The sequence below is a fragment of the Candidatus Thiodiazotropha sp. AKAK3 genome (assembly GCF_058244645.1).
The window spans coordinates 72,313-94,261 of sequence record NZ_JBSYOQ010000077.1; the positions used below are offsets into that span (position 1 = coordinate 72,313).

Here is a 21,949-nt window from a genome sequence, read left to right on the forward strand (position 1 = left end):
GAGAGATTTTTCGAACACCTATTCGACTGGAGCGAACGACTCAACCAATCTTTCTGCCTGACGCAGAATTTCCCGCACCATTGGTGGAGATGGATCACGGGCGAGCGTCACCACTCCTGTTGCCCAGTCAACCTGTGGTTCTACTAACTCTACCGCCACCACTCCATCAGGTGTTCCAACCTGCTCCAATACACTGCGGGGAATAATTGAAGACCACTGTCCAGTGCCCACATGGGCCAATATGGTAAGAATTGAATTGGTCTCCAGGGTGGGTGATGCCACCGCACCCACTTGCTTGAAAACAGCATCAATGGTCTGTCGGTTCATCATGTCCGGGGTCAACAGACAGAGCGGTGTTGTTGCGGCATCCCGCCAGGTTACAGTGGCATAATCTGCAAAGGGTCCCTCCTCTGCGGTCAACAGAACATGATGTTCACACCACAAGGGGACGGTCACCAGTGAATTGTCGTTGAATGAGCTCAGATAACCTACTCCGGCATCGAGTTCAAAATGGTGCAAACGCTCCAGAATCTCATCATTGGTCAGCGAAAGCACTTCAACAGTTACACCACTGTGTCGACGACAGAAAGCTGAAGTCAAACCGGCAACAGCGGTCATTGCGGTTGGAATGACACCCAACCTGAGACGCCCGCTTAAATCATCTCGCAAACTGGCCAACTCCTGTCTCAGATCGTCGACCTGTGCAGCAACACGCTGGGCATACTCCACTACGATCTCACCCTCAGGGGTTAGACCGGTATATTGCTTGCCCCGTTCGACAACGCTGACACCCAGAGTCTCTTCAATATCCCGGATAGCTGCGGAGAGCGTCGAAGGCGAGACATGACAGGCAGCTGCAGCTCTACCAAAGTGTCTCTCCCGGGCAAGTGCGATCAGATAGCGATATTTTCGTGTAATCATGATAACTAACTATAACCTGATTTCGATATGCAATAGATCGCTTCAGACAATTACTCATAAATCACTACTTGCCTGCCATTACAAAACCACCCAGAGGTTGAGGGAGTTAGCGGCTCAGTAGTGAAGCAATGTATAATCAAAGATCAATGACACAGCCTGCCAACATCTTCTCCCACCGTCCATATTGGGCCGCCCGTTTTGGCGTTGCTCCGGTATTGCCTATGAGCCGAGAGGAGATGGATGATCTGGGCTGGGACAGTTGTGACGTCATTCTGGTCACTGGTGACGCCTATGTTGACCATCCAAGCTTTGGCATGGCCCTGATCGGTCGACTACTGGAAGCTCAGGGGTTTCGGGTCGGTATCATCGCCCAACCGAACTGGAGTAGTGCGGATGCCTTCAGAAGCCTGGGGCGGCCAAACCTGTTTTTCGGTATCACTGCCGGAAACATGGACTCGATGGTCAATCGCTATACTGCCGATCGTCGCATCCGCAGTGATGACGCCTATACACCAAACGGCGAAGCCGGCAAACGCCCAGACCGCTCAGTCATCGTCTATGCCCAGAGAGCCAGGGAAGCCTTTAAGGGGGTACCGGTAATCATCGGCGGCATTGAAGCCAGCTTACGTCGCATCGCCCACTACGACTACTGGTCAGACAAGGTACGACGTTCGGTACTGCCCGACTCAAAGGCCGACATGTTGATCTACGGCAATGCGGAAAGAGCCATAGTCGATGTAGCACACCGATTGGCAAAAGGAGAAAAAATCGATCAGATAACCGATCTCAGGGGTACCGGTTTTATGTGCCAGAGCATACCGCAAGACTGGTATCAGATCGACTCTTCTGAATTGGACGCTCCAGGCCCGAAGCCCATGCATCCCGACCCCTATCAGCACACTCCGAAGTGCGACCAGAAGATAACTTTCACGCCACATACAAGGCCGCGTCATCTGGATCGTCGACGAACCGTAGTGCGCCTGCCCTCCTACGATCAGGTGGTCAAAGACGAAATCATCTACGCACACGCATCCAGAGTGTTTCACCTTGAAACCAATCCGGGTAACGCCCGGGCTCTGGTACAGCAACATGGCAAAAGAGATGTCTGGCTCAACCCACCACCTATTCCTCTGACCACAGAGGAGTTGGACAGAGTCTATGAACTGCCCTATACCAGAACACCACATCCAGCCTATGAGGATGCCAAAAATCCTGCCTGGGAGATGATCCGCCACTCGGTGAACATTATGCGGGGCTGCTTTGGCGGGTGTACCTTCTGCTCCATCACCGAACATGAAGGCAGAATCATTCAGAGCCGTTCTGAAGACTCTATTATTCGTGAGGTGGAGACAATCCGGGACCAGGTACCTGGCTTCACCGGTCATATCTCAGACCTGGGCGGCCCCACTGCGAATATGTATCGACTGGCCTGTAAAGATAAGAAGATTGAAGCTGCCTGCCGACGTCTATCCTGTGTATTTCCGGGTATCTGTCCTAACCTCAATACCGATCATAAACCACTGATCAATCTCTATCGTCGCTCACGCAAACTACCAGGGATCAAACGTATATTCATCGCCTCAGGATTGCGCTATGACCTTGCAGTGCGCTCACCTGACTATATCCGGGAGCTGGTCACACACCACGTTGGCGGATACCTGAAAATTGCACCGGAACACACCGAATCATCACCTCTGAGCAAGATGATGAAGCCGGGCATAGAGAGCTATGAGAAGTTTAAAAAGCTGTTTGATAAATATTCTGCCGAGGCGGGTAAAGAGCAATATCTGATCCCCTATTTCATTGCAGCTCATCCAGGAACCAGTGATCAGGATATGCTTAACCTGGCCCTGTGGCTGAAACAAAATAATTTTCGTCCAGATCAGGTTCAGGCCTTCTTACCTACACCGCTGGCAATCGCGTCTGCGATGTACCATACCGGCAGAAACCCGTTACAGAAGATTGCACCCAACAAGGGCAAAGTGAGTGTTGTCAAAGGCTTGAAGCAACGACGCTTGCATAAAGCCTTTTTGCGTTACCACGACCCTAAAAACTGGCCACTGCTGCGTGATGCTCTGGCCAGCATGGGGCGTAGTGACCTGATCGGAAATGGCAAAAAACATCTGGTTCCCAGCTGGCAACCCTCCCCTGAAGGAAGGGGTGGGAAACAGGCAAAACCGAGTCGTAACCGCGCTGCTGACAGACCATCCAGGCCGATCCAAAAAAAGCGCAAATCAGCACATGGAAGAGGCCGTAAAAGCCCCCTGAAATAGCTCATTTTTTTACATACAATACAGATAGTTACAAAACACCTAAACCGATCGAAAATAAGCCTCTTCCAGGCTTGAAAATCCCCCTCAAAAGAACCATATTCAAATTAGGAGATGGCTAAAATTCTCATCATATTTATGAGATGCCAGCTCCTATGTGAAGCGCGTTTGGAAAGGAGGTAAATCATGAATATCACACGATATGACCCCTGGCGTTCACTTGATGATTGGCGTCAGGATATGGACCGGATGTTCCATCCACTGCATCAACGAGATGAAGAGACCTCCCATGTGGTAGGTGGCGATTGGGCGCCTGCTGTCGATATCAAAGAAGAGACGGATCGCTATCTCATCCGCGCAGATATTCCTGGTGTAAAACCGGAAGATATCGAAATTACCATGGACAATGGTGTGCTGAGCATTCGTGGAGAACGTAAGTTCGAAGAGACTGAAGAGAGGGATGATTTCAGGCGTGTAGAACGTTCACACGGTATCTTCTATCGGCGGTTTTCACTTCCGGAAAATACCGATGCAGAAGCCATTGAGGCAAGCGGGAATGACGGCGTGATCGAGATAACCATTCCGAAGACAGAGGACAAACATCCTAAACGGATCGAAGTCAGGCATTAAACCTCTCTACCGGGGCCTTTCGGCCCCGGTTATTTACGCTGCTGGGTAAACGAGAGGTTCAGAAACGAAAGATCAGACCCAGATTGGTTTCAAACTGAGGAAAGGCATCACCACTGATCTGTAGCTCACACCCCCCGTCACAGAATAGGCTGCTATTGGAATTAACCAGGGTGCTGTAACCACGCAGTTCAAAACGAATACCCAGACGCTCTGTGGGATACCACTTCAAACCACCGCCGACACTCAGGGAAAAGCGGGTCTTGTTCTCGAATCCTGCCTGGTCCGGTTGCATATAGGTCATACCAAGACCTCCGGAGAAATAGGGGGTAAAGCGATTCTGGTAGACATCCACAGTACCCCCCATGTGGAGGTAGTGTACGTCCAGATCGAAGGCGTTGTCCGGATCGGTGCTGTCGGCCAGCGAAGTTCCCTGATGACTGTAGAGAAATTCGTAGCGGGTTGTTTTTGAGGCCGGCTGGCTCAGAGTAAAGCCCCAATCTGACGACTCATCAAAATCCCATGCACGACCTGTTTGGTTATCATCCAAAGTGCCGCCGAAGCGATATCCGACAAATGGCGTGAACTCAACCTCACTCTCTGCTGCCAGGCAGTAAGGACTCAGAACCAAGAGGAGCAAGATTGTGAAATAGTGTGGTGAGCGCATCATGTCAGATAAAAGTAACAGTTATTTAGTCCAATTATCGTCCAAAATCTCACTTTTGACCTGGTAACATTTCACATCTTAGGCATGAGACAACTTAAGCGCTTGATTATATAGTTTATTTTTTTTCTCGCCGGTAATTGCCACTGCCAAGGAAACGGCTTGTTTGAGCGGTAGTTCCGCTAATAATGTGATCAGCATTTGTTCTACATCCACTTCGACCCGTGTCTGGGATGCAACACTCTCTCCAGCAATCAGAATGACAAACTCACCCTTTCTTTGATCCTCATCCTGTTGCAAAGTCTGTAAAATTGAATTCAGACTCCCCCTGATAAAAGTCTCATAAGTCTTCGTCAATTCCCGAGCAATCACAGCTTCCCTCTCTGAACCAAAAACAGACACCATGTCCGCCAGAGAATCAACCACTCGATGACTCGATTCATAAAACACCAGGGTCGATCTTTCACGAACCAGATCCTGAAACCAGTTTTTTCGATGCGACTGGGTTCTAGGGGGAAAACCGGCGAATAGAAAACGATCTGTTGGCAGACCGGCTGCGGAGAGGGCCGATATCATGGCGCTCGCACCCGGTATCGGTACAATAGTGCCCCCTTCAGCAGCATAGGCCCTGACCAGAGGAAAGCCAGGATCACTGATCAACGGCGTACCCGCATCAGAGACCAGAGCAATTGACTCTCCCTCGGACAGTGCATCCAGCAGCGAGGTCAATTTTGCCTGTTCATTGAACTGGTGCAAGGACCGCATCGGGGTATCGATGGCATAGTGACGTAACAGGGGACGAGTATGTCTGGTATCCTCTGCAGCAATGAAATCAACCTGCTTGAGGGTTTCGACCGCCCTTGGGGTCAGGTCATCAAGATTGCCGATTGGTGTTGCGACAACGTAAAGTACGCCCTTTGACACAGATCTTCCCGAGTGTGAGAAACTAGAATATAACCCAGCGAACCATATAGATTAGATTCAAAGGTAACAAGGCAGATGAGCAGGGGGTTACCCTTGCCAATTAGCCAGGTCTTTAGATTTGAGACCGTTCTTGAAGCCCTGAAAGCAATCTATTATGTTGCCGGGTTGATTATACCGAATCCTGCCACAGATACTGAGCTATGCATATCATCCGTCACATTGCCCTTTTACTGATCTTAACCCTACTGTTTCAGATGGGCTGTACCACGGTCACAAAACAGACGATACCTGAATCCCAGCAACTATCTTCTGAGCTGAGGCTGCAAATTGACTCATTTGTAGAATTTGGGGACTACACTGCTGCTGCAATGGCTTTGGAGGCTTATGCTGTTGAAAGTGACTCCCCACTGCGTGAACAGCTGATGCTGGAGGCTGCAGAGTATTGGTTGAGGGCTGGCGAGCAGGAGCGCAGTCTACTGCTTGTAAAGCAGCTTCTCCCATCTGACAGTGATCCGGATTTCAACTTAAAACTGAGAATGGTTCGTACTGAACTGGCGGTTTTACAGGGTGACATCGAACAAGCGCTGGATCTGATGCAACCAGAACCCAGCCCCGATGCACCACTTGCATTACGGCAACACTACCATCGCAATATGGCCGAGATCTTTCGTCTATCCGGTAATCTGCTGGAGAGTGCCCGTGAGCTTGATGTGCTCGATAAACTCTTCGAAGATGACCTGGAGCAGCGTCAGGCAGTACAGGAGTTACTGGTTCAGACCCTGTCTACCATGACCGATACCGCACTGACCCTGCTGCAACCTCAACCACCAGCCACCCTGATAGGCTGGATGGAACTGGCAAAAGTCATCAAAGAGCAGACGCCAGATCCGGAAGTACTGAGCAATAGTCTGGCCGGTTGGCGTGAGCGCTTTCCCGAACATCCGGCTCTGCAGACCCTGCTTGCAGGTTACCTGGAGCTACAGGGACTCAGCCCAGACGACCATATCGCCATCATACTGCCGCACAGTGGCCCCTACGCCAAAGTCGCTGCTGCTGTACGGGATGGCTTAATGGCGGCTTGGTATCAGCAGCCATCGGAATATCGCCCGAAGCTGCAATTCTATGACAGCAGTGAACTGCAAAGCACACTCAATATCTATCAACAAGTCATCCTGGGTGGTGCTCAGATGATTGTCGGCCCGCTGAATAAAGATGCGGTGAAGATGCTCTCCAATCTCGAGTTACTGGACATCCCCATACTGGCCCTCAATCAGATTGAGGAGAGCAGCTACGAGATCAACCCCAATCTATTTCAATTCGGCCTCGCACCAGAGGATGAAGCCGATCAGATTGCTGAGAGGGCCTGGCTCGAAGGACATAGGACAGCGCTCATTCTGACCCCGTCAAACAATTGGGGCAGCCGCCTCGAGAACAGCTTCCGTCTGCGCTGGGAAACCCTGGGGGGAGAGATAGTCGAAAGCCAGAGATACGACCCACAGGAAAACGATTTCTCTATACCGATTCGTATGCTGCTCAACATCAATGAAAGCCAAGCCCGTATACGTGCTGTGTCCAATATGCTTGCCAGAAAACTGGAGACAGAACCCCGTACTCGAGAGGATGCAGACTTTATCTTTTTAGCCGCTCGTCCGCAGAAAGCCAGACAGATAAGACCACAGCTTAAGTTTTTTCGCGCCGGTAACCTGCCCATTATGGCCACCTCTCATATCTACACCGGCGTTGAACAGCCCGATCTCGATCGCGACCTGGGCAAGATCAGTTTTGTCGATACCCCCTGGCTGCTCGAAGAGAGTCATGGAGGCGCCCTCTCCCGCAAACGTCTTGAACAGTTGATTCCCGGTGTCAGAGGTCGCTATGCCAGACTCTATGCGATGGGTATCGACAGTTACAATCTGCTTTCACAGCTGCAATCCATGCAGCAGCAACCCGGCAAGTTGTTCAATGGTCAAAGCGGCACAATCTATCTGGATAAGAATAACCGTCTTCACCGGCTCTTGGCATGGGCCGATATGGAACAGGGAAAAGCTCGCATCAGTGGCTATGCACCCCGTATTCAGATGCCGATGAATACCATATCATTGGATGATGATATGGACGACCCTGAGCCGATCAACCCTGAACTGCCACCAGTATCAGATCATGATCTGTCTCAACCAGCCCAGGTCAGATGAAAGCTGATCATCTCCAGCAAGGTGACAGGGCTGAACAGCAAGCACTTGACTACTTGAGCCGTCATGGACTCAAGCTGGTAACGCGCAACTTTCGCTGTAAGTCAGGAGAGATTGACCTCATCATGCAGGAACGGGAGACGCTGGTATTTGTAGAAGTACGTTATCGCCAATCGAAAGATTTTGGTTCAGCTTTGGAAAGTGTTACCACAAGCAAGCAACGCAAACTTCTGGCTGCAGCCAACCTCTATTTACAAAAGATGCAAAACGATCAACCCTGCCGATTTGATGTGGTCGCCCTGCACGGTTCCGGCAAACCCCGTTTGACCTGGATTAAAGATGCCATCCAAAGTAGTTGGTGATCTACATTAAAGTTATTCTATATTAGGGCCTGTTAACACTAAATGAAACACGATCAAATCAACTCTTACCAGAACCATCACAAGGCGATGTAATACGATGCAAGACCAAGAACGCATCCAGACCCTTTTTAATCAGAGCATTCAGACTAAGATCGAGGCACTGCCTCTTTTGACTCAACCTATCTCAGATGGAGCAAGGCTGATATTCGACCGACTGCTTGAAGGCAATAAGGTCTTGAGTTGTGGTAATGGCGGCTCAGCCGGAGACGCCCAACACTTCTCATCGGAAATGCTCAACCGCTATGAACGCGAAAGACCTGGATTGCCAGCCATCGCCTTGACCACCGATAGCTCAACTGTGACCTCAATCAGTAATGACTACGATTTTTCTTTGATCTTTTCCCGACAGATCGAAGCGCTGGGACAACCCAATGACCTGCTATTGGCGATCTCTACCAGTGGCAATTCGAGTAATGTCAATCATGCTGTACAATCAGCACACGAACGCGAAATGGCGGTAGTGGCCCTGACCGGTAAAGATGGCGGCGAACTGGCGAAACTCCTGGCACCCGGGGATGTCGAAATTCGGGTTCCAGCGAATGTTACGGCTCGTATTCAGGAGACACACCTGTTGATTATTCACTGTTTGTGCGACCTGGTAGACCAACAACTGCTGGGTAGTTAAACCTAAAAAAATCAGTTGCACACAACTGTCTCGACATTTGATTTAAAAAAAACAGTAATCTTTGGACATATGCCTCACCACACGATCTCGATAACCATCAGAGGAAGCTATGCAGATTAAAATTTCCACCGTTTTCTATCTTTTACTCACCGCAATAACCCTGCAAGGTTGCGCTGCTGTCATTGTTGGAGGCGCTGCGGCCACCGCATCTATCGTGCACGACAGACGCACCACTGGGGCCATTGTTGAAGATCAGAGCATTGAGCTGAAAACCTATGATCTGCTGAAGAAAGACCCTCAGTTCGAAAAGCAGAGCAATATCTCAGTCACCAGCTACAACATGGTAGTGCTACTGACCGGACAGGCAGCAAATGACAACTTGCGCCGCAAGGCCGAACAGATGGCAATGGGTGTGGAAAAAGTGCGCCGAGTGGTCAATGAAATAGAGATTGGCAGTACTTCATCCATTGGCGAAGACAGTCGTGATGTTGCCATTACCTCTGAGGTCAAATTAAAGCTGACTGGCATCGACATTCCGGACTTTGACCCACTCAGAGTCAAGGTGGTGACTGAACGGGGCACAGTATTTTTGCTTGGATTAATCACTAAAAAAGAGGGTGATGCGGTTACCAATGTAGTACGTCATATCAGTGGTGTACGTCGCGTAGTACGTGTCTTCGAGTACATCTGAATTGGCAGGCCATCTTAATCAGGATCTGATCCGCCAGTTCAGGAAGATTGCCGGCAACGAAGGTGTCTTTACCGATCCTGCGGATTGTCTGCCTTATGGTTATGACAACAGCAGACTCCAGGCGACACCTGCTGGTGTGGTGTTTGCGGAACGACATGACCAGGTAGAGGCTGTGGTGCGGCTCTGCTATGAACATAACATCCCGCTGATCAGTCGAGGCAAAGGCACAGGCACAACCGGGGCCACTGTCCCTCAACAGGGAGGCGTGGTGCTCTCCTTGGAGCGTATGAACAAGATCCTCGAGATCGACACAGACAACCGCTTAGTCAGAGTTGAGCCTGGGGTAACAAACAAAGCACTGCAAACAGCAATTAAAGATAAGGGTTTTTTCTGGCCGCCTGACCCTACCAGTGCCGCAGTCTGTACCATTGGTGGAAATCTTGCCTACAACTCTGCTGGCCCCCGCGCCGTCAAATATGGCACTCCCAGAGACAGCACTTTGGGGCTGAAGGCAGTTACCGGTAGTGGTGAGACAATCTATACCGGGGTTAATACAACCAAGGGAGTCGTCGGTTACGACCTCACAAGGTTGCTGATTGGATCAGAAGGCACCCTGGCCGTCATAACCGAAGCTCGACTAAAACTAACGCCACTGGCAGAGACAAAACGTACCCTGCAGGCCAGCTATCGTGACATCCATGCCGCAGCAAGAGCAGTTTCGGCCATCATGGGACAATCGGTGACCCCTTGCGCCCTGGAATTTATGGACAAAGCTGCCTTGGAGATGGTTAGAGAGTTCTCTGATCTGCAACTCGACCCCTCGGTTGGGGCACTGTTGATGATTGAAGTGGATGGTGCAGAACACTGTATTGGTGAAGAGACTGCAGTGGTGGCCAAGGCTGCAAATGTCCCGGGACTGCTCGATATACATACTGCAGAGACCCAGGAGGAGGTCACCCGTCTGTGGAAAACCCGTAAGGCGCTCTCTCCTGCACTACGCAACATTGCCCCTAAAAAGATAAACGAAGATGTCGTGGTGCCTGTCTCCCGCATGCCAGAGTTAATCGAATCCCTGGAAAAGCTATCTCAGGAGACAGGGATTACGATCGTCAATTTCGGCCACGCCGGAAATGGCAACATCCATGTCAACCTGTTACTCGACCCGGATGATCCACAACAGCTGGCAGCTGGTGAGCGCTGTCTGGCAGCACTATTTGAGCTGGTATTGAAACTCGGCGGAACACTATCGGGTGAACATGGTATCGGTGTCGTGAAGCGGCAATTCGTGGATCAAGAGATCAATCCAGTCGAACTCAATCTGATGAGAGCAATCAAGCGTCAGTTTGATCCCCATCAAATCCTCAATCCAGGCATTCTCTTTCCAGACGAATCGAACTGACAGGCCTTCTATTCAACTTCAAGAATCAGCAAAAGCCTGACCTCTCTGTCAAAAAAAAACACCCTCCATCATGGATGGAGAGTGCTACCCAAATGAGAGGTTGAGCAGTAGAAGAAACTGATCGCCTCACAATCTTTTAACTGAAAACAGTGTGGTCTATTGATCACCTAACCAATGATTTCCAACACCACACTAGCCACGCTCGAACCTTATACTTTGATCGACTTGCACCCATGATAGGACCGTCTTAGCCCCTGGCCCATGTGAGAACCGAGTGGTATCCAGGCATAGAGGGGCTGAAAAGATACCGATTAATAAGCCGATTGTGATGACGAAACCTTTTTGCCACATCCTCTGCTCTCCCTTACTGGTATAAGAGGCCGTAAGTTGATGGTTATTAGAATAAGGATTACCGGCTGGCAGCGCAGTGAAATATTCACTATTCAGATATGACTTTTTTCCAAATCCTTTCAAAGCTGGACATGGATTGGAGGGAAATCCCGGTGTGCCGGGCAAGGCATTGTTCGCAGTGAATGGCTATTGCCTGAACAAGAACGACAACGCAGTATGATATGACGAGAACTCGCCTTACTAATAATCGGCAAATGCGGATCTAACGCTTATATGCCCCATTCCCCTATTGCTCATTCGAAGCACAAGTAACGCTCAATAGGCAGGATTGAAAAGAGCATGGTTATAGCAACTATTCAATAACGGGCAGGTAGCTGCTTATTTATCACATATTGATTGTGGCTGGAGCTGATATAGCCGCCTTTGACCAGGTCTTTAAAAATACGACAAACCATTTCTCGAGAAGCACCAATTCGATTCGCCAACTCCTGCTGAGTGACATGCCCTTCTATCACCAACTGGCCATCCCGCTCCTCAGCAAGACTCAACAAGGTTTTACTGAGTCGCCCATATACATCAGAGAGAGCAAGGCTCTTCACCTCATCGGTCAGTGCCCTCACCCTGCCCACCATATCCTTCAGCAGGTGGATACAGATATTGGGATTGCTCTGCAATACCTGGTGAAAGGCCTGTTTAGACATAATGGCCATGGTTGATTTGACGGTTGTCATGATTGATGCAGATCTCTTATAGTCATCAATCAGCGATAATTCGCCGAAATATTCACCCTCATCCTGATAATTGATGATGGCCTCTTTGCCGTTTTCATCGTTGAGATAGACTTTGACCTTGCCACTCAGAATTACATACAAGGAATCGCTGTTATCACCTTCGGAGAGAATAATTGTATTTCGGGGATAGGTTCTTCGGACCATGCGCTGCTCAATTAGCGCAAGATCACTGGGATTCATGCCGGCGAATATGGAGACGTTTTCAATCATGGTGTTAATTACCCTATAAGCGTTAGCCTGTTGCAGAGGATTAATCTCCATAAACCCTCGCCATAAAATCACACAACCTGAATAGGCGGTATCATTCTCCCTTCCCGCCTTCATGTTGTACACTGTGAACAATCAAATTGAAGGAGCGCTAACAACCCGGCACCTTAATAGACCAAGTTCAGGCACTCAAGCCTGTCCTTGATCAACCACTTACCTAAAAACCACCATGTTCATAAACTATATGAGTCTGGTCTTATTTTCAGGCACTTGTTTTAAAACTGTAACAGAAAAATTCACATTCTACAGTGGTGATATTTAACTGTTATGAACAGTAGTGATCCTTTTCTCACTTATCTCGCACGGTCATTGTGGAAAAATATCAGTTCAGATCAGCGCTAATACTGGGATTATCGATTGGAATTTTGGGTGCACTAATCAGTTTGCTACCGATTGGCGCCACTTGGGAGGAAGATTTCGGTCTGGGCTTGCTTTTCAAGTTACGCGGCCAGCGTCCAGCCCCCCAGAATACTGAAATCATCTCCATCAACGGCGAGACAGCCGCACAACTTGGTCTGGGTGAAGAGATACCGGAGTGGCCCCGCACTCTGCATGCAGAGCTGATTAACAAGCTTAATCAGGCAGGGGTAAATCTCATCGTATATGACATCTTCTTCAAGAGACCCAGAGACGCCAAAGCTGATAATCTGCTGGCACGCACGATTCGAGAGAGTGGCAATGTGATGCTCGTCTCCTATATGCAGCAGGAGCAGTTGAAAACCGGTGATGATATTCTCTATGTTGAACGGCTGATTCCCCCGGTAGGGATACTGGCAGATGCAGCCCTCGATCTCGCCCCATTCGTACTCCCCAAGGTACCAGTCAAAGTCAGTCGCTTCTGGATCTTCAGCGGCGAACAGCAATATTTCTCACTGCCAACTGCAGCACTCCTGCATTTAGCTGATCCAGATGGCAGAAGAGTGCAACAGTTGATCACGAACTCTGGTGCTGAATTCCCACCTGGATTGGATAGAGAGGGGATCTCTCAGCTCTTGCGTAATAACCAGGAACTGCTCGATTCAATGCTGGATACATTACAAAATCATTCCAAACAGCGGATGCAAGAAGATCAGTTCCAATACCTGGAGGCTGCCCTCGACTTACACCATGGCTCAATCTATCCCTATCTCAATTTTTATGGGCCTCCCGGTACTATCAAGACCCATCCAATCCAGGAGGTTCTCGCTGCATCTCTTGAATCATTATCCCAGTTTCAAGGTAAGACAATTTTCATCGGTTATGCCGGCGCCTACCAACCAAAACAGAAAGATGGATTCTATACCGTCTTTTCACAGCCCAACGGATTGGACATCAGTGGTGTTGAAATCGCAGCTACCGCTTTTTCCAACCTACTTTATCGGGAAACCCTCTCACCGCTTGCCTATGGATGGGTGATTGTTCTATTGACCGGTTTCGGCATCGCTATCACCCTGCTGTTTCGTCTGCTGCCTGGTCTCGCGGGCATTGTCAGCGGCTTGGTGATAGGTGCGGTTTATTTCACTTCCGTCTATCTGCTATTCAAACAGTTCAACCTGTGGTTACCCTGGTTTATACCTCTGCTACTGCAAATTCCATTTGCTTTGATTATCAGTTTGATTCTGCACTATCAACAGATGCGAACCAGCAGAGAACAGCTTCGCCATCTGTTCGGTTACTACCTGCCAGGAGACGTCATAGATCGCCTGGCTCGTGACAACAGACAACCGGCAGGCCAGATTGAATCAGCCTATGGCGTCTGCCTTGCCTCTGATGCGCAAAACTACACAGCGATGGCAGAAAAGATGGAGCCGGAGGCGTTGCAAACGTATTTGAATCACTACTTCAAGATCCTCTTCTCGCCAGTCAGATCCCATAATGGAATCGTATCGGATGTGGTCGGTGATGCAATGTTGGCGATCTGGCCGTCAACCCAGGCAAAGCACAACATGCAGCAGATGGCCTGCGAAGCCGCACTTGAGATCGGCGAAGGCATTAAAAATTCCGATCTTGAACCGAAGCTTATTACACGTATCGGATTGCACTCTGGTGAACTTGTAATGAGCCATGTCGGCGCTATCGACCACTTCGAATACAGGGCTGTGGGGGATATGGTCAACACCACTTCACGCATCGAAAACCTCAACAAATTACTCGGTACCCAAGTCGCGGCATCAGAAGACTTTGTAAAAGAGTTACAGGGTATAGAGACCCGGGAGTTAGGCAAATTCACTGTTTCCGGCAAACAGCATCCAATCACACTCTACGAAATTGCAGCCAGATCAGAGCAAGCGAGTGATGAACTGCTCAGACTCCATGAAGAATTCACAGAAGCCCTGGTAGAGTGGCAAGATGGCAGCAGAACCATTGCCTATGAGAAATTTCAACAGCTCGCGAAAGAGTACCCCGATGATGGCCCAACGCACTACTACATAAAGCAGTTTCATGAGCGTCGGAGCACCCACAGGAGCTCACTCTAGACAAAAACAGCAGACAAGTTCAGCCCTCCTTATAAGCAATAACTACTTGTCGATAAAGGATAATTATGCTACTTAGGTGTAATCGAGTGAATAAAAAGCCTAAAATATAAATCACTGTATAAATTAAGGACAAATCATGGATGTTGTCACCACTACCAGGACTAAGGATCATGGTTACCAGATCTAAAATAAAAATCGAACTTGCACCACTTTTCTACATACTGCTTTTGGGATTGGGCTTTAGCAGCGCACTGATGGCCGATGAGTGCCAACCGGTTGTCGCTCGAATGGTTTCAACTCAAGGTCAGGTAGAAGTTCTTCGAACAGAGAGCAAGGAGTGGCAGCAGGTAGAACGTGACAGCAAGTTTTGTCCCGGTGATCAACTGCGCGTCAATGCCAGCAGCCGAGTGGGATTACACCTCAATAATGATACCTTTCTTCGACTTAGCGAAAACAGCAGCATCCGATTTTCTCCTCCCGCCGATCAGCAATCGAGCTGGCTTGATCTCATTCAAGGCATCGCCCATTTTATCAGCCGTATCACCCGCCCCGCACAGGTTGTAACCCCCTATGTCAACGCCTCCATTGAAGGTACGGAGTTTACTGTAGAGGTTAGTGACGAACTGAGCCTCATTTCAGTCTCTGAAGGTAAGGTTCGGGCTCACAATCAGCAAGGGGAATCCTTAATCAGCAGCGGCCAAATGGCTAAAGTTGTCAAAGGAGAAGCCCCAGTCGTCAGTCAAATAGTCAATCCATTGGATGCGGTTCAATGGACACTCTATTACCCACCGATTATCGACTTCAGTGATCAGGATACCTCATCCAATCAAGCACTCCTCCGCTCTTATGCAGCCTACCGTAGTGGCGATATTACTGAGGCCTTTAAAATATTGGATGAGGTACCAGTCACTGATAATGCCTCTACCCTGGGTTATCGAGCATCACTCAACCTAGCAGTTGGCGATATCAAAACAGCAGAGAGGGAAATCAAGCATCTCATAGCAGTTGACCCTGAAAATGCTGATGCTCTGGCCCTAAGCTCAATCATTGCGACGATTCAGAATCGATCCGATGAGGCCATGAGCTCTGCAAATCAGGCGATAGAGAGCAATCCCGGGTCTGTATCGGCTCACCTGGCACTCTCCTATGCCAAACAGAGTCAATTCGAATTGATAGAAGCACTTGAAGCAGCAAAAGAGGCAACCCGCCTTGATCCTGAGAGTGCGATTGCCATGGCCAGGTTGTCACAACTCCATCTGATGTTCCGTCAGATGAGTGAAGCAACAGAAGCAGCAGAAAAGGCAGTTGCTATCGATCCACAGATCGCCCTAAGTCAAACAACTCTGGGATTTGCACACCTGATACAACTTAACCTGAAGAGTGCCAAACTCGCTTTTGAACAGGCGATAAAACTCGATCAGGCAGACCCAATGCCAAGGCTGGGCCTTGGTCTGGTAACCATTCGCGGAGGCGATCTCAGCCAGGGCCGGGAGCTGTTGGAAACTGCAGTTCACCTTGATCCCGGAAGCGCACTCCTGCGCAGCTACCTGGGCAAGGCATATTATGAAGAGAAACGCAGCGAAGAAGCTGCCACACAGTTTCAATTGGCCAAGCTGAGAGATCCACTAGATCCAACTGCCTGGTTCTATGATGCGATACTCAAGCAGAGTGAGAACAGTCCAGTTGATGCCTTGAATAACATACAACAGGCTAATCAGCTGAATAAGAACAGGGCGATTTACCGTTCACGACTTCTACTTGACGATGACCAAGCCTCAAGAAATATCAGCCAGGCAGAGATCTACACCGATTTGGGCTTCCAGCGACTGGCCCTTAAAGAGAGCTGGAAATCGATCAATTTAGATCCAGGAAATTCATCGGCACATCAGTTCCTATCTGATGCCTACGCTGGGGTTATTCGACACGAAATTGCACAAGTCAGCGAGTTGCTACAAGCACAACTACTACAACCCGAAATTACAACTCCCATCAGCCCAAGTGCTGGCGAAACAAACTTGTTAGCCTTTAATGACAACGGCCCTTCGTTAGCCGGCCTGAATGAGTACAACCCGCTATTCAACCGTCAACGCCTCTCTTTTCAAGCAAGTGGTGTGACAGGCAGTAATAATACCCGTGGCAGTGAAATCATAGCTGGAGCATTTGCAAATCGAGGCATGATCAGCGCAGGTCACTTCCGCGAGAGCAGTGATGGATTTCGTGAAAACAACGATAGCGATCAGACCATTACTAATTTATTCGGACAGTTTCGGATAACATCTGACTTGAGTATTCAGGGTGAAATAAAGCAAAAAGAAGGTGATTTTGGTGACCTGACACTCCGATTTGACCCGGAAAACTTTGATCAGTCATTGCAGAGAAGCATAGACTCCGATAGTTACAGAATTGGATTAAACTACTCTCCAGATATTAAACAGAACTTCATTTTTTCTGCCTCATCACAAAAACTGGAAGACTCCGACTCCCGCACTGGCAGCCTGGTCTCACTGGACAGTGATGGTCAGCAATACGAGGCAAAATATATATACTCTGGTGAACAGTTTGATATAGATGGAGGATTTGGCTTCTTATCTTCCGACAAAACGACCACACTTAATTTTGAGTTTTTCGGATTTATAACTACAGAGCAAGAGAGAGCCAAAGTAAATCAAAAATCGGCTTACCTTTATTTAAACTATCCTTTTACAGCAGGGAATCTTTTAGTTGGCTTTGACTATCTAGATATCGATGACGATCTCAACCTTGATAAACGCAAAATCAATCCTAAAATTGGGGCCCGCATTGATATCTCGAACGACACCAGTTTCAGGGTTGCAGCATTCAAGATAGTTAGCCCTGAAATTATTAATCTCCAAACATCAGCACCCACCTCAGTGATAGGATTTAATCAGTATTTTGATGATTATCTTGGTGCAGAATCCATACGATATGCACTAGCACTTGATCATAGTTTCACTGAGAATCTGCATAGTGGTTTCGAAATCACTCAGCGGGAGATCGAAAACGAGTTTGATGACACATTCCTGAATGATGAGACACATAAAGAGCAAGACCATCGACTCTATGCCTATTACTCGTTAAATCCAAACATTGGCATAACAGGTGAATACTCCTATGAGAAATTTGAGCGTGATTTTGTTGAAGGCATCATTGAAGCTGACAGACCCGCCTCCCTGCTCACCCAAACCACCGCCCTTGGTTTAACCTATGCTCATGCCTCTGGTTTATATTCAAAAATCACAGGTAACTACGTCGATCAGGAGATCGAAAACATACTCCCCATTGACACTAGTACGGATAGCGATCAGTTTTGGGTTGCAGATCTCACAATTGGATTCCGGCTACCCAAAAGAATGGGGAAAATTGAAATATTGACAAAAAATTTATTCGATAAGGAATTCAATTATCAAAGCACTAATCCTGGCACTGGCACACCTCAATCATCAGCATACTATCCTGAGCGGTCTTTTTTGATAAATGCCCAACTGTGGCTTTGATTACAGATAATCCACCCTATTCCATTTATCACAGGAATACCTTATGACCCTGAAAACAACTTACCTTTTCTAGTATATAAAAGGAGCACAAAGATGAATAAAATCATAACCACACTACTAATCCTTGTTCTAGTCTCACTACTAACCTCAGGATGTAATCGCACAAAATACAGTAATGCAAAAGTTCTTACACAAGATGAATCAAAAATTGTTCTGACTGTTAATAAAGACTTCTCTTCCACGATTTTGAATGCCAACACAGGTGAAAGAGTGGAACCCTGCATAGAAGATACATCCAAAGAAGATATGAGCAAAAAGGAAATCATCAAAAAATGCTACCCGGACGGTCATGGCATGAACGGCAAGATTCTCTCAGAATCGCACATGGTGGTAAGAGAAGGTTCAATCTGTGCGACGATAACAGTGGGCAGAAAACTATATGTAATTTGCCAACCACCTCATAACCTCGGTTTCTGATGTCCAATATGGACATCTAGAACCCTTTGGATCATTCTTGAGAAACGAAATGGTTTTCAAGTGTTTAGTCGAGCCTCTCAGGACATAACCTAACACTTCATAACGGTATTGAAAATCAAGCTTATCCAGAGGGTTCTATCAACCAAACGCTTTGAAGGCCTCTTAGGTATAGGTGCCTTGACAGATTAGATATTCTATTATATTCACGCCAGCTCATTTCATTTAGCGTCAATGCACTAAGCTTTTAAACTCACTGACATCTGATACCACACCTGCCACCTCCCCTGCAGGGGATGCTTCTCCTTTTTCACCATCTTGGCCAACAGTCTCCTTACTATCCTCATAGCCACTAAATTCCTTTACGATCACTTTGCTATACCCCGCCACATTGAGAATACTTGAGGCTAATAACCCTTTACGTTTTGATCTGGCTACCAAAACAATTGCACTGTCCCGATAAAGATCAAATTCACAGAGCAGGTCAAAAATATCATTAATAAAGCTGTTATTGGCATAGGAACGGTAGCTTTGCAGAAAGACATTCCACTCATCTACCGGGCCACCCAAATAAGGAATGTGAGCATCAACTCCCTTTTTCGAACCATATAGCATCACCTCTGCACTACTGCGAATATCAATATATAGCGCTTTATCATTTGCAATAAACATAAGGGTAACTCCTTCCGGGTCGTTGATTGTTAATTAATGTATTAACTGCAGCATCCTTAACTTTAAGCTTTTTCCATCTAAAAAAGTTATGGTGTGTACTTCTGCCAAGTTCGGTGTGAAAAAGATTCGGTTTTTCCACACTGCCGAGCGAATTGAAACAAATTATTCGTAACTGCCACGATTAGACACTCCTGGCGCCTCAGGTCAGATTGCTAACAGCAAACATCAACAAGAAGCGGCTGCATCTCCGAGGGCAACAAGGATCTTCTCTGGCAACCCATAGCGCCTGGATAAATATAGAGTTACGTCCTTGAGTTCAAGGATGAAATGATGATCCTCTCGAATCGCCGAGTGCATATCCCTGAATTCTGTAAGCAAGCTCAGTTCTGTTGTGGTGTACACAATGAGTGCAGCATGATGCAGACCTTCACTTTCTTTAGGGTCAACTGCCGACTCTGAGCGATTTAGCAAGGAGAGTATGGTGAAAATGTTTTGCCGCAATTCAGTGACTGCCGCACGAAGCTGCCTTACGACAGTTGAATCATATTCACCGACCGAAAGCACAACCAGATTGTCAAAGCGGTGTATCAGAGCTGCTAACGAGATAAGTGAGTCTCCGGATGTCTGATGATATTCACCTGCATCAACATCTCTGAACCAGCCATCCCAACAAGCGCCACCTGGATAATTTTCAGTACAAGGATGCTCATGACAAGTCAATCCATCATCATGTGCATAGAGATTTGCAGTGAGCACTGTATTGAGTAGAATCGAAATAACCAGCGCGCGAAGAGAGATAGTATGGGTCATTTCAGATCCTCAAGTTATTTAAATATTTATTCGCTATAAATAGTCCAGCATCTACTAATAAACTGTCATCTCATGTCAGATACAAACTATCTGGCCCCATGTCCGGTCAATACCACCGGTATCGTACGAAGCAGTATCATCAGATCAAACACCACACTGTTTTTACGCACATAGGTCAGATCGTAATAGAGTTTGTGTGCTGCATCTTCTACTGATTCACCATAAGGATATTTGACTTGTGCCCATCCGGTGATTCCTGGCTTTACCTGATGTCTGAGAGCATATCCACGAATCTGGCGCTGAAATTTTGAGACGAATTCTGGTCTCTCTGGGCGGGGACCGACCAGACTCATCTCTCCTCTCAAAACATTTAAAATCTGCGGCAGCTCATCGATTCGTGTCTTACGAATGAAACGTCCGATTCGGGTAACTCTGGCATCGTTTTTAGCTGCCATCTGAGCGCCATTCTTTTCAGCATCTGTTCGCATGCTACGGAATTTCCAGACGTAAAACTCACGCCCTTTCCATCCAACTCTCAGCTGACGATATAAGACTGGATCCTTACCCATGGTACTGAGCCAGATCAAAGATGCAGTCAATACAATAATCGGACTGGCCAAAACCAGTATCAGCAGGCCAAAAACAACATCCAGCTGACGCTTACCCAACCCTTCAACACGCTCTTTCCTCGATAAGAGAAGCTGATTGAAGGCAAACGCCCCTGTTAGGGTGCCTGTTGGATTGATTACACCCATTGAATCGGTGGTATCGATTTGATCAAATCCATAAGCTGATTCATTTTGATTGATGAACATCTCGTGATCAGTGTGAACAGTCATCTTCCTATCTCCGGTCTGTTATTTGGTTTGGGCTTCCTTTGCCCGAGTCCGCTATCTTTGTCGGCTTCACCAGACTTGATCTCCCTGGGAAACGTTTTGCTTGCTGCCGTTTCCATCTGGTATGGCTATATGATTTCAAATCTCAGGCCTTGAGGCGTATCGAATGGAACACAGATGAGTTGTGACATATTCACTTGCCAATGAAGATTGACTTGTTACTGCCGATAGAAGGGAGGGAGGTTTTTTACTGCATGAACAGCTTCTGCTACTTCACCCACTGTTCAGTCCTTCATCCAGATTAATGAGTTACCGGATTAGCAACCGTTGGACAGCTCAGTCGATGAATCAAACAGATCACTTCCATCCGGTATATTGAAATTCAGCATTAACTCTTTTTCTGAATCGACTCGTATCTGGGAATCGATTCGGTTGCCAAACACCGGTATAAACTCTGTATCCAGTTCTGGCACCTGATTCCAAGAGAGAACTGCTCGCACTTTAGGAAGGAATCCCTGTATCAATGCGTCCCAATACCGCTCAGCATCAAAGCCAAGTGAGACCAGGTGAAAAATTGGATAACCATCCTTCTCCTTGTCCCGCCCGACATCACAGACTTTAAAATGGCTCAAACCCAGCGGGTGGTAGCCTTTCTGATCTCCCCAGTCGACGAAAAACCGTACATACTGAACCGATCCGTGGCGACGAAGTATGCCGCTATAGCCCTCAGCCTGATGCCTGCCGACAATAGCAATCAACTTGCCAGCCTTGGGATTTATGGCAACACACATCAGCTCTTCCCAGAAAGTCACCTCAGAATATCTGCGTACGCAACGTAAAATATCCCCAGGGGGGACCTTACTCGCATACATATGCGCCAAGAGCACACTCCTTGCCAGGATTAGCTCGTGATGCCTCCCCTCCCCTTTTTCTGGAATAATCCTATTATTTTTCATTAGCTTATCCACAAGCCACAAATCTTTACGATCTGCAGCCAGCTTGCATTAAGAAGCCTGTTCCCACCAATGACATGACTCATAACTGA

The 21,949-nt window shown here is 47.8% G+C and carries 18 protein-coding genes; 10 read left to right on the forward strand and 8 right to left on the reverse strand.

Annotated features, from left to right (window positions below; all coding sequences use genetic code 11):
* Positions 1-18: 18 nt before the first annotated feature.
* Positions 19-921 (reverse strand): LysR family transcriptional regulator, encoded by a 903-nt coding sequence (locus AC4IE7_RS20615; protein WP_490778762.1) that lies wholly within the window; start codon positions 919-921, stop codon positions 19-21.
* 146 nt (positions 922-1,067) lie between these two features.
* Between AC4IE7_RS20615 and AC4IE7_RS20620 the strand changes: the two genes are divergently transcribed.
* Both AC4IE7_RS20620 and AC4IE7_RS20625 read left to right on the forward strand, forming a co-directional pair.
* Positions 1,068-3,194, forward strand: a complete 2,127-nt coding sequence (locus AC4IE7_RS20620) for a YgiQ family radical SAM protein (protein WP_490778911.1) — start codon at positions 1,068-1,070, stop codon at positions 3,192-3,194.
* Between the two features lie 183 nt (positions 3,195-3,377).
* The gene (locus tag AC4IE7_RS20625) at positions 3,378-3,821 is read left to right on the forward strand and encodes an Hsp20/alpha crystallin family protein (protein WP_490778763.1); all 444 of its coding nucleotides are present in this window, start codon (positions 3,378-3,380) and stop codon (positions 3,819-3,821) included.
* Positions 3,822-3,879: 58 nt separating this feature from the next.
* On the opposite strand, the gene AC4IE7_RS20630 is transcribed toward AC4IE7_RS20625, so the two are convergent.
* Complete coding sequence (locus AC4IE7_RS20630) at positions 3,880-4,449, reverse strand: outer membrane protein (RefSeq protein ID WP_490778764.1); 570 nt, start codon at positions 4,447-4,449, stop codon at positions 3,880-3,882.
* 114 nt (positions 4,450-4,563) lie between these two features.
* The gene (gene rsmI, locus AC4IE7_RS20635; protein ID WP_490778765.1) at positions 4,564-5,406 is read right to left on the reverse strand and encodes a 16S rRNA (cytidine(1402)-2'-O)-methyltransferase; all 843 of its coding nucleotides are present in this window, start codon (positions 5,404-5,406) and stop codon (positions 4,564-4,566) included.
* A 200-nt stretch (positions 5,407-5,606) separates the two neighbouring features.
* Here rsmI and AC4IE7_RS20640 point away from each other — a divergent pair, with 200 nt between their 5' ends.
* From AC4IE7_RS20640 to AC4IE7_RS20660, 5 genes are all read left to right on the forward strand, one after another.
* A complete protein-coding gene (locus AC4IE7_RS20640; RefSeq protein ID WP_490778766.1) occupies positions 5,607-7,598 on the forward strand; it encodes a penicillin-binding protein activator in 1,992 nt (663 codons plus the stop codon).
* A complete protein-coding gene (locus AC4IE7_RS20645) occupies positions 7,595-7,957 on the forward strand; it encodes a YraN family protein (protein WP_490778767.1) in 363 nt (120 codons plus the stop codon). The genes AC4IE7_RS20640 and AC4IE7_RS20645 overlap by 4 nt, the downstream gene beginning before the upstream one ends.
* Before the next feature lie 97 nt (positions 7,958-8,054).
* Positions 8,055-8,642 (forward strand): phosphoheptose isomerase, encoded by a 588-nt coding sequence (locus AC4IE7_RS20650; RefSeq protein WP_490778768.1) that lies wholly within the window; start codon positions 8,055-8,057, stop codon positions 8,640-8,642.
* 109 nt (positions 8,643-8,751) lie between these two features.
* Positions 8,752-9,333 (forward strand): BON domain-containing protein, encoded by a 582-nt coding sequence (locus AC4IE7_RS20655; RefSeq protein WP_490778769.1) that lies wholly within the window; start codon positions 8,752-8,754, stop codon positions 9,331-9,333.
* On the forward strand, positions 9,314-10,732 hold the full coding sequence (locus tag AC4IE7_RS20660) for an FAD-binding oxidoreductase (RefSeq protein ID WP_490778770.1): 1,419 nt from the start codon (positions 9,314-9,316) through the stop codon (positions 10,730-10,732). The genes AC4IE7_RS20655 and AC4IE7_RS20660 overlap by 20 nt, the downstream gene beginning before the upstream one ends.
* Positions 10,733-11,439: 707 nt before the next feature.
* Here the strand turns inward: AC4IE7_RS20660 and AC4IE7_RS20665 are convergent.
* Positions 11,440-12,198 (reverse strand): Crp/Fnr family transcriptional regulator, encoded by a 759-nt coding sequence (locus AC4IE7_RS20665; protein WP_490778771.1) that lies wholly within the window; start codon positions 12,196-12,198, stop codon positions 11,440-11,442.
* A 308-nt stretch (positions 12,199-12,506) separates the two neighbouring features.
* Between AC4IE7_RS20665 and AC4IE7_RS20670 the strand changes: the two genes are divergently transcribed.
* From AC4IE7_RS20670 to AC4IE7_RS20680, 3 genes are all read left to right on the forward strand, one after another.
* Positions 12,507-14,597, forward strand: a complete 2,091-nt coding sequence (locus AC4IE7_RS20670) for a CHASE2 domain-containing protein (RefSeq protein ID WP_490778772.1) — start codon at positions 12,507-12,509, stop codon at positions 14,595-14,597.
* A gap of 170 nt (positions 14,598-14,767) precedes the next feature.
* Positions 14,768-18,112: a tetratricopeptide repeat protein gene (locus AC4IE7_RS20675; protein WP_490778773.1), complete on the forward strand. Its 3,345-nt coding sequence runs from the start codon at positions 14,768-14,770 to the stop codon at positions 18,110-18,112.
* 93 nt (positions 18,113-18,205) lie between these two features.
* Positions 18,206-18,589, forward strand: coding sequence for a hypothetical protein (locus AC4IE7_RS20680; protein ID WP_490778774.1), 384 nt, complete (start codon positions 18,206-18,208; stop codon positions 18,587-18,589).
* A gap of 228 nt (positions 18,590-18,817) precedes the next feature.
* On the opposite strand, the gene AC4IE7_RS20685 is transcribed toward AC4IE7_RS20680, so the two are convergent.
* The 4 genes from AC4IE7_RS20685 to AC4IE7_RS20700 all read right to left on the reverse strand — a co-directional run bounded on the left by AC4IE7_RS20685 (position 18,818) and on the right by AC4IE7_RS20700 (position 21,860).
* Entirely contained in the window at positions 18,818-19,258 is a 441-nt protein-coding gene (locus AC4IE7_RS20685; RefSeq protein ID WP_490778775.1) for a rhodanese-like domain-containing protein, read from the reverse strand.
* A 225-nt stretch (positions 19,259-19,483) separates the two neighbouring features.
* Positions 19,484-20,068 (reverse strand): hypothetical protein, encoded by a 585-nt coding sequence (locus AC4IE7_RS20690; RefSeq protein ID WP_490778776.1) that lies wholly within the window; start codon positions 20,066-20,068, stop codon positions 19,484-19,486.
* Positions 20,069-20,154: 86 nt separating this feature from the next.
* On the reverse strand, positions 20,155-20,907 hold the full coding sequence (locus tag AC4IE7_RS20695; RefSeq protein WP_490778777.1) for an exopolysaccharide biosynthesis polyprenyl glycosylphosphotransferase: 753 nt from the start codon (positions 20,905-20,907) through the stop codon (positions 20,155-20,157).
* Between the two features lie 314 nt (positions 20,908-21,221).
* Positions 21,222-21,860, reverse strand: coding sequence for a hypothetical protein (locus AC4IE7_RS20700; protein ID WP_490778778.1), 639 nt, complete (start codon positions 21,858-21,860; stop codon positions 21,222-21,224).
* Positions 21,861-21,949: the final 89 nt, after the last annotated feature.

What these genes read in the sequence shown, in the direction of transcription:
- AC4IE7_RS20640 (WP_490778766.1), top strand. Translation starts at nt 5,607, where the DNA reads ATGCATATCATCCGTCACATTGCCCTTTTACTGATCTTAACCCTACTG.
- AC4IE7_RS20645 (WP_490778767.1), top strand. Translation starts at nt 7,595, where the DNA reads ATGAAAGCTGATCATCTCCAGCAAGGTGACAGGGCTGAACAGCAAGCA.
- AC4IE7_RS20680 (WP_490778774.1), top strand. Translation starts at nt 18,206, where the DNA reads ATGAATAAAATCATAACCACACTACTAATCCTTGTTCTAGTCTCACTA.
- AC4IE7_RS20695 (WP_490778777.1), bottom strand. Translation starts at nt 20,907, where the DNA reads ATGACTGTTCACACTGATCACGAGATGTTCATCAATCAAAATGAATCA.
- AC4IE7_RS20690 (WP_490778776.1), bottom strand. Translation starts at nt 20,068, where the DNA reads ATGACCCATACTATCTCTCTTCGCGCGCTGGTTATTTCGATTCTACTC.
- AC4IE7_RS20650 (WP_490778768.1), top strand. Translation starts at nt 8,055, where the DNA reads ATGCAAGACCAAGAACGCATCCAGACCCTTTTTAATCAGAGCATTCAG.
- AC4IE7_RS20665 (WP_490778771.1), bottom strand. Translation starts at nt 12,198, where the DNA reads ATGAAGGCGGGAAGGGAGAATGATACCGCCTATTCAGGTTGTGTGATT.
- AC4IE7_RS20685 (WP_490778775.1), bottom strand. Translation starts at nt 19,258, where the DNA reads ATGTTTATTGCAAATGATAAAGCGCTATATATTGATATTCGCAGTAGT.
- AC4IE7_RS20675 (WP_490778773.1), top strand. Translation starts at nt 14,768, where the DNA reads ATGGTTACCAGATCTAAAATAAAAATCGAACTTGCACCACTTTTCTAC.
- AC4IE7_RS20655 (WP_490778769.1), top strand. Translation starts at nt 8,752, where the DNA reads ATGCAGATTAAAATTTCCACCGTTTTCTATCTTTTACTCACCGCAATA.
- AC4IE7_RS20620 (WP_490778911.1), top strand. Translation starts at nt 1,068, where the DNA reads ATGACACAGCCTGCCAACATCTTCTCCCACCGTCCATATTGGGCCGCC.
- AC4IE7_RS20625 (WP_490778763.1), top strand. Translation starts at nt 3,378, where the DNA reads ATGAATATCACACGATATGACCCCTGGCGTTCACTTGATGATTGGCGT.
- AC4IE7_RS20700 (WP_490778778.1), bottom strand. Translation starts at nt 21,860, where the DNA reads ATGAAAAATAATAGGATTATTCCAGAAAAAGGGGAGGGGAGGCATCAC.
- AC4IE7_RS20615 (WP_490778762.1), bottom strand. Translation starts at nt 921, where the DNA reads ATGATTACACGAAAATATCGCTATCTGATCGCACTTGCCCGGGAGAGA.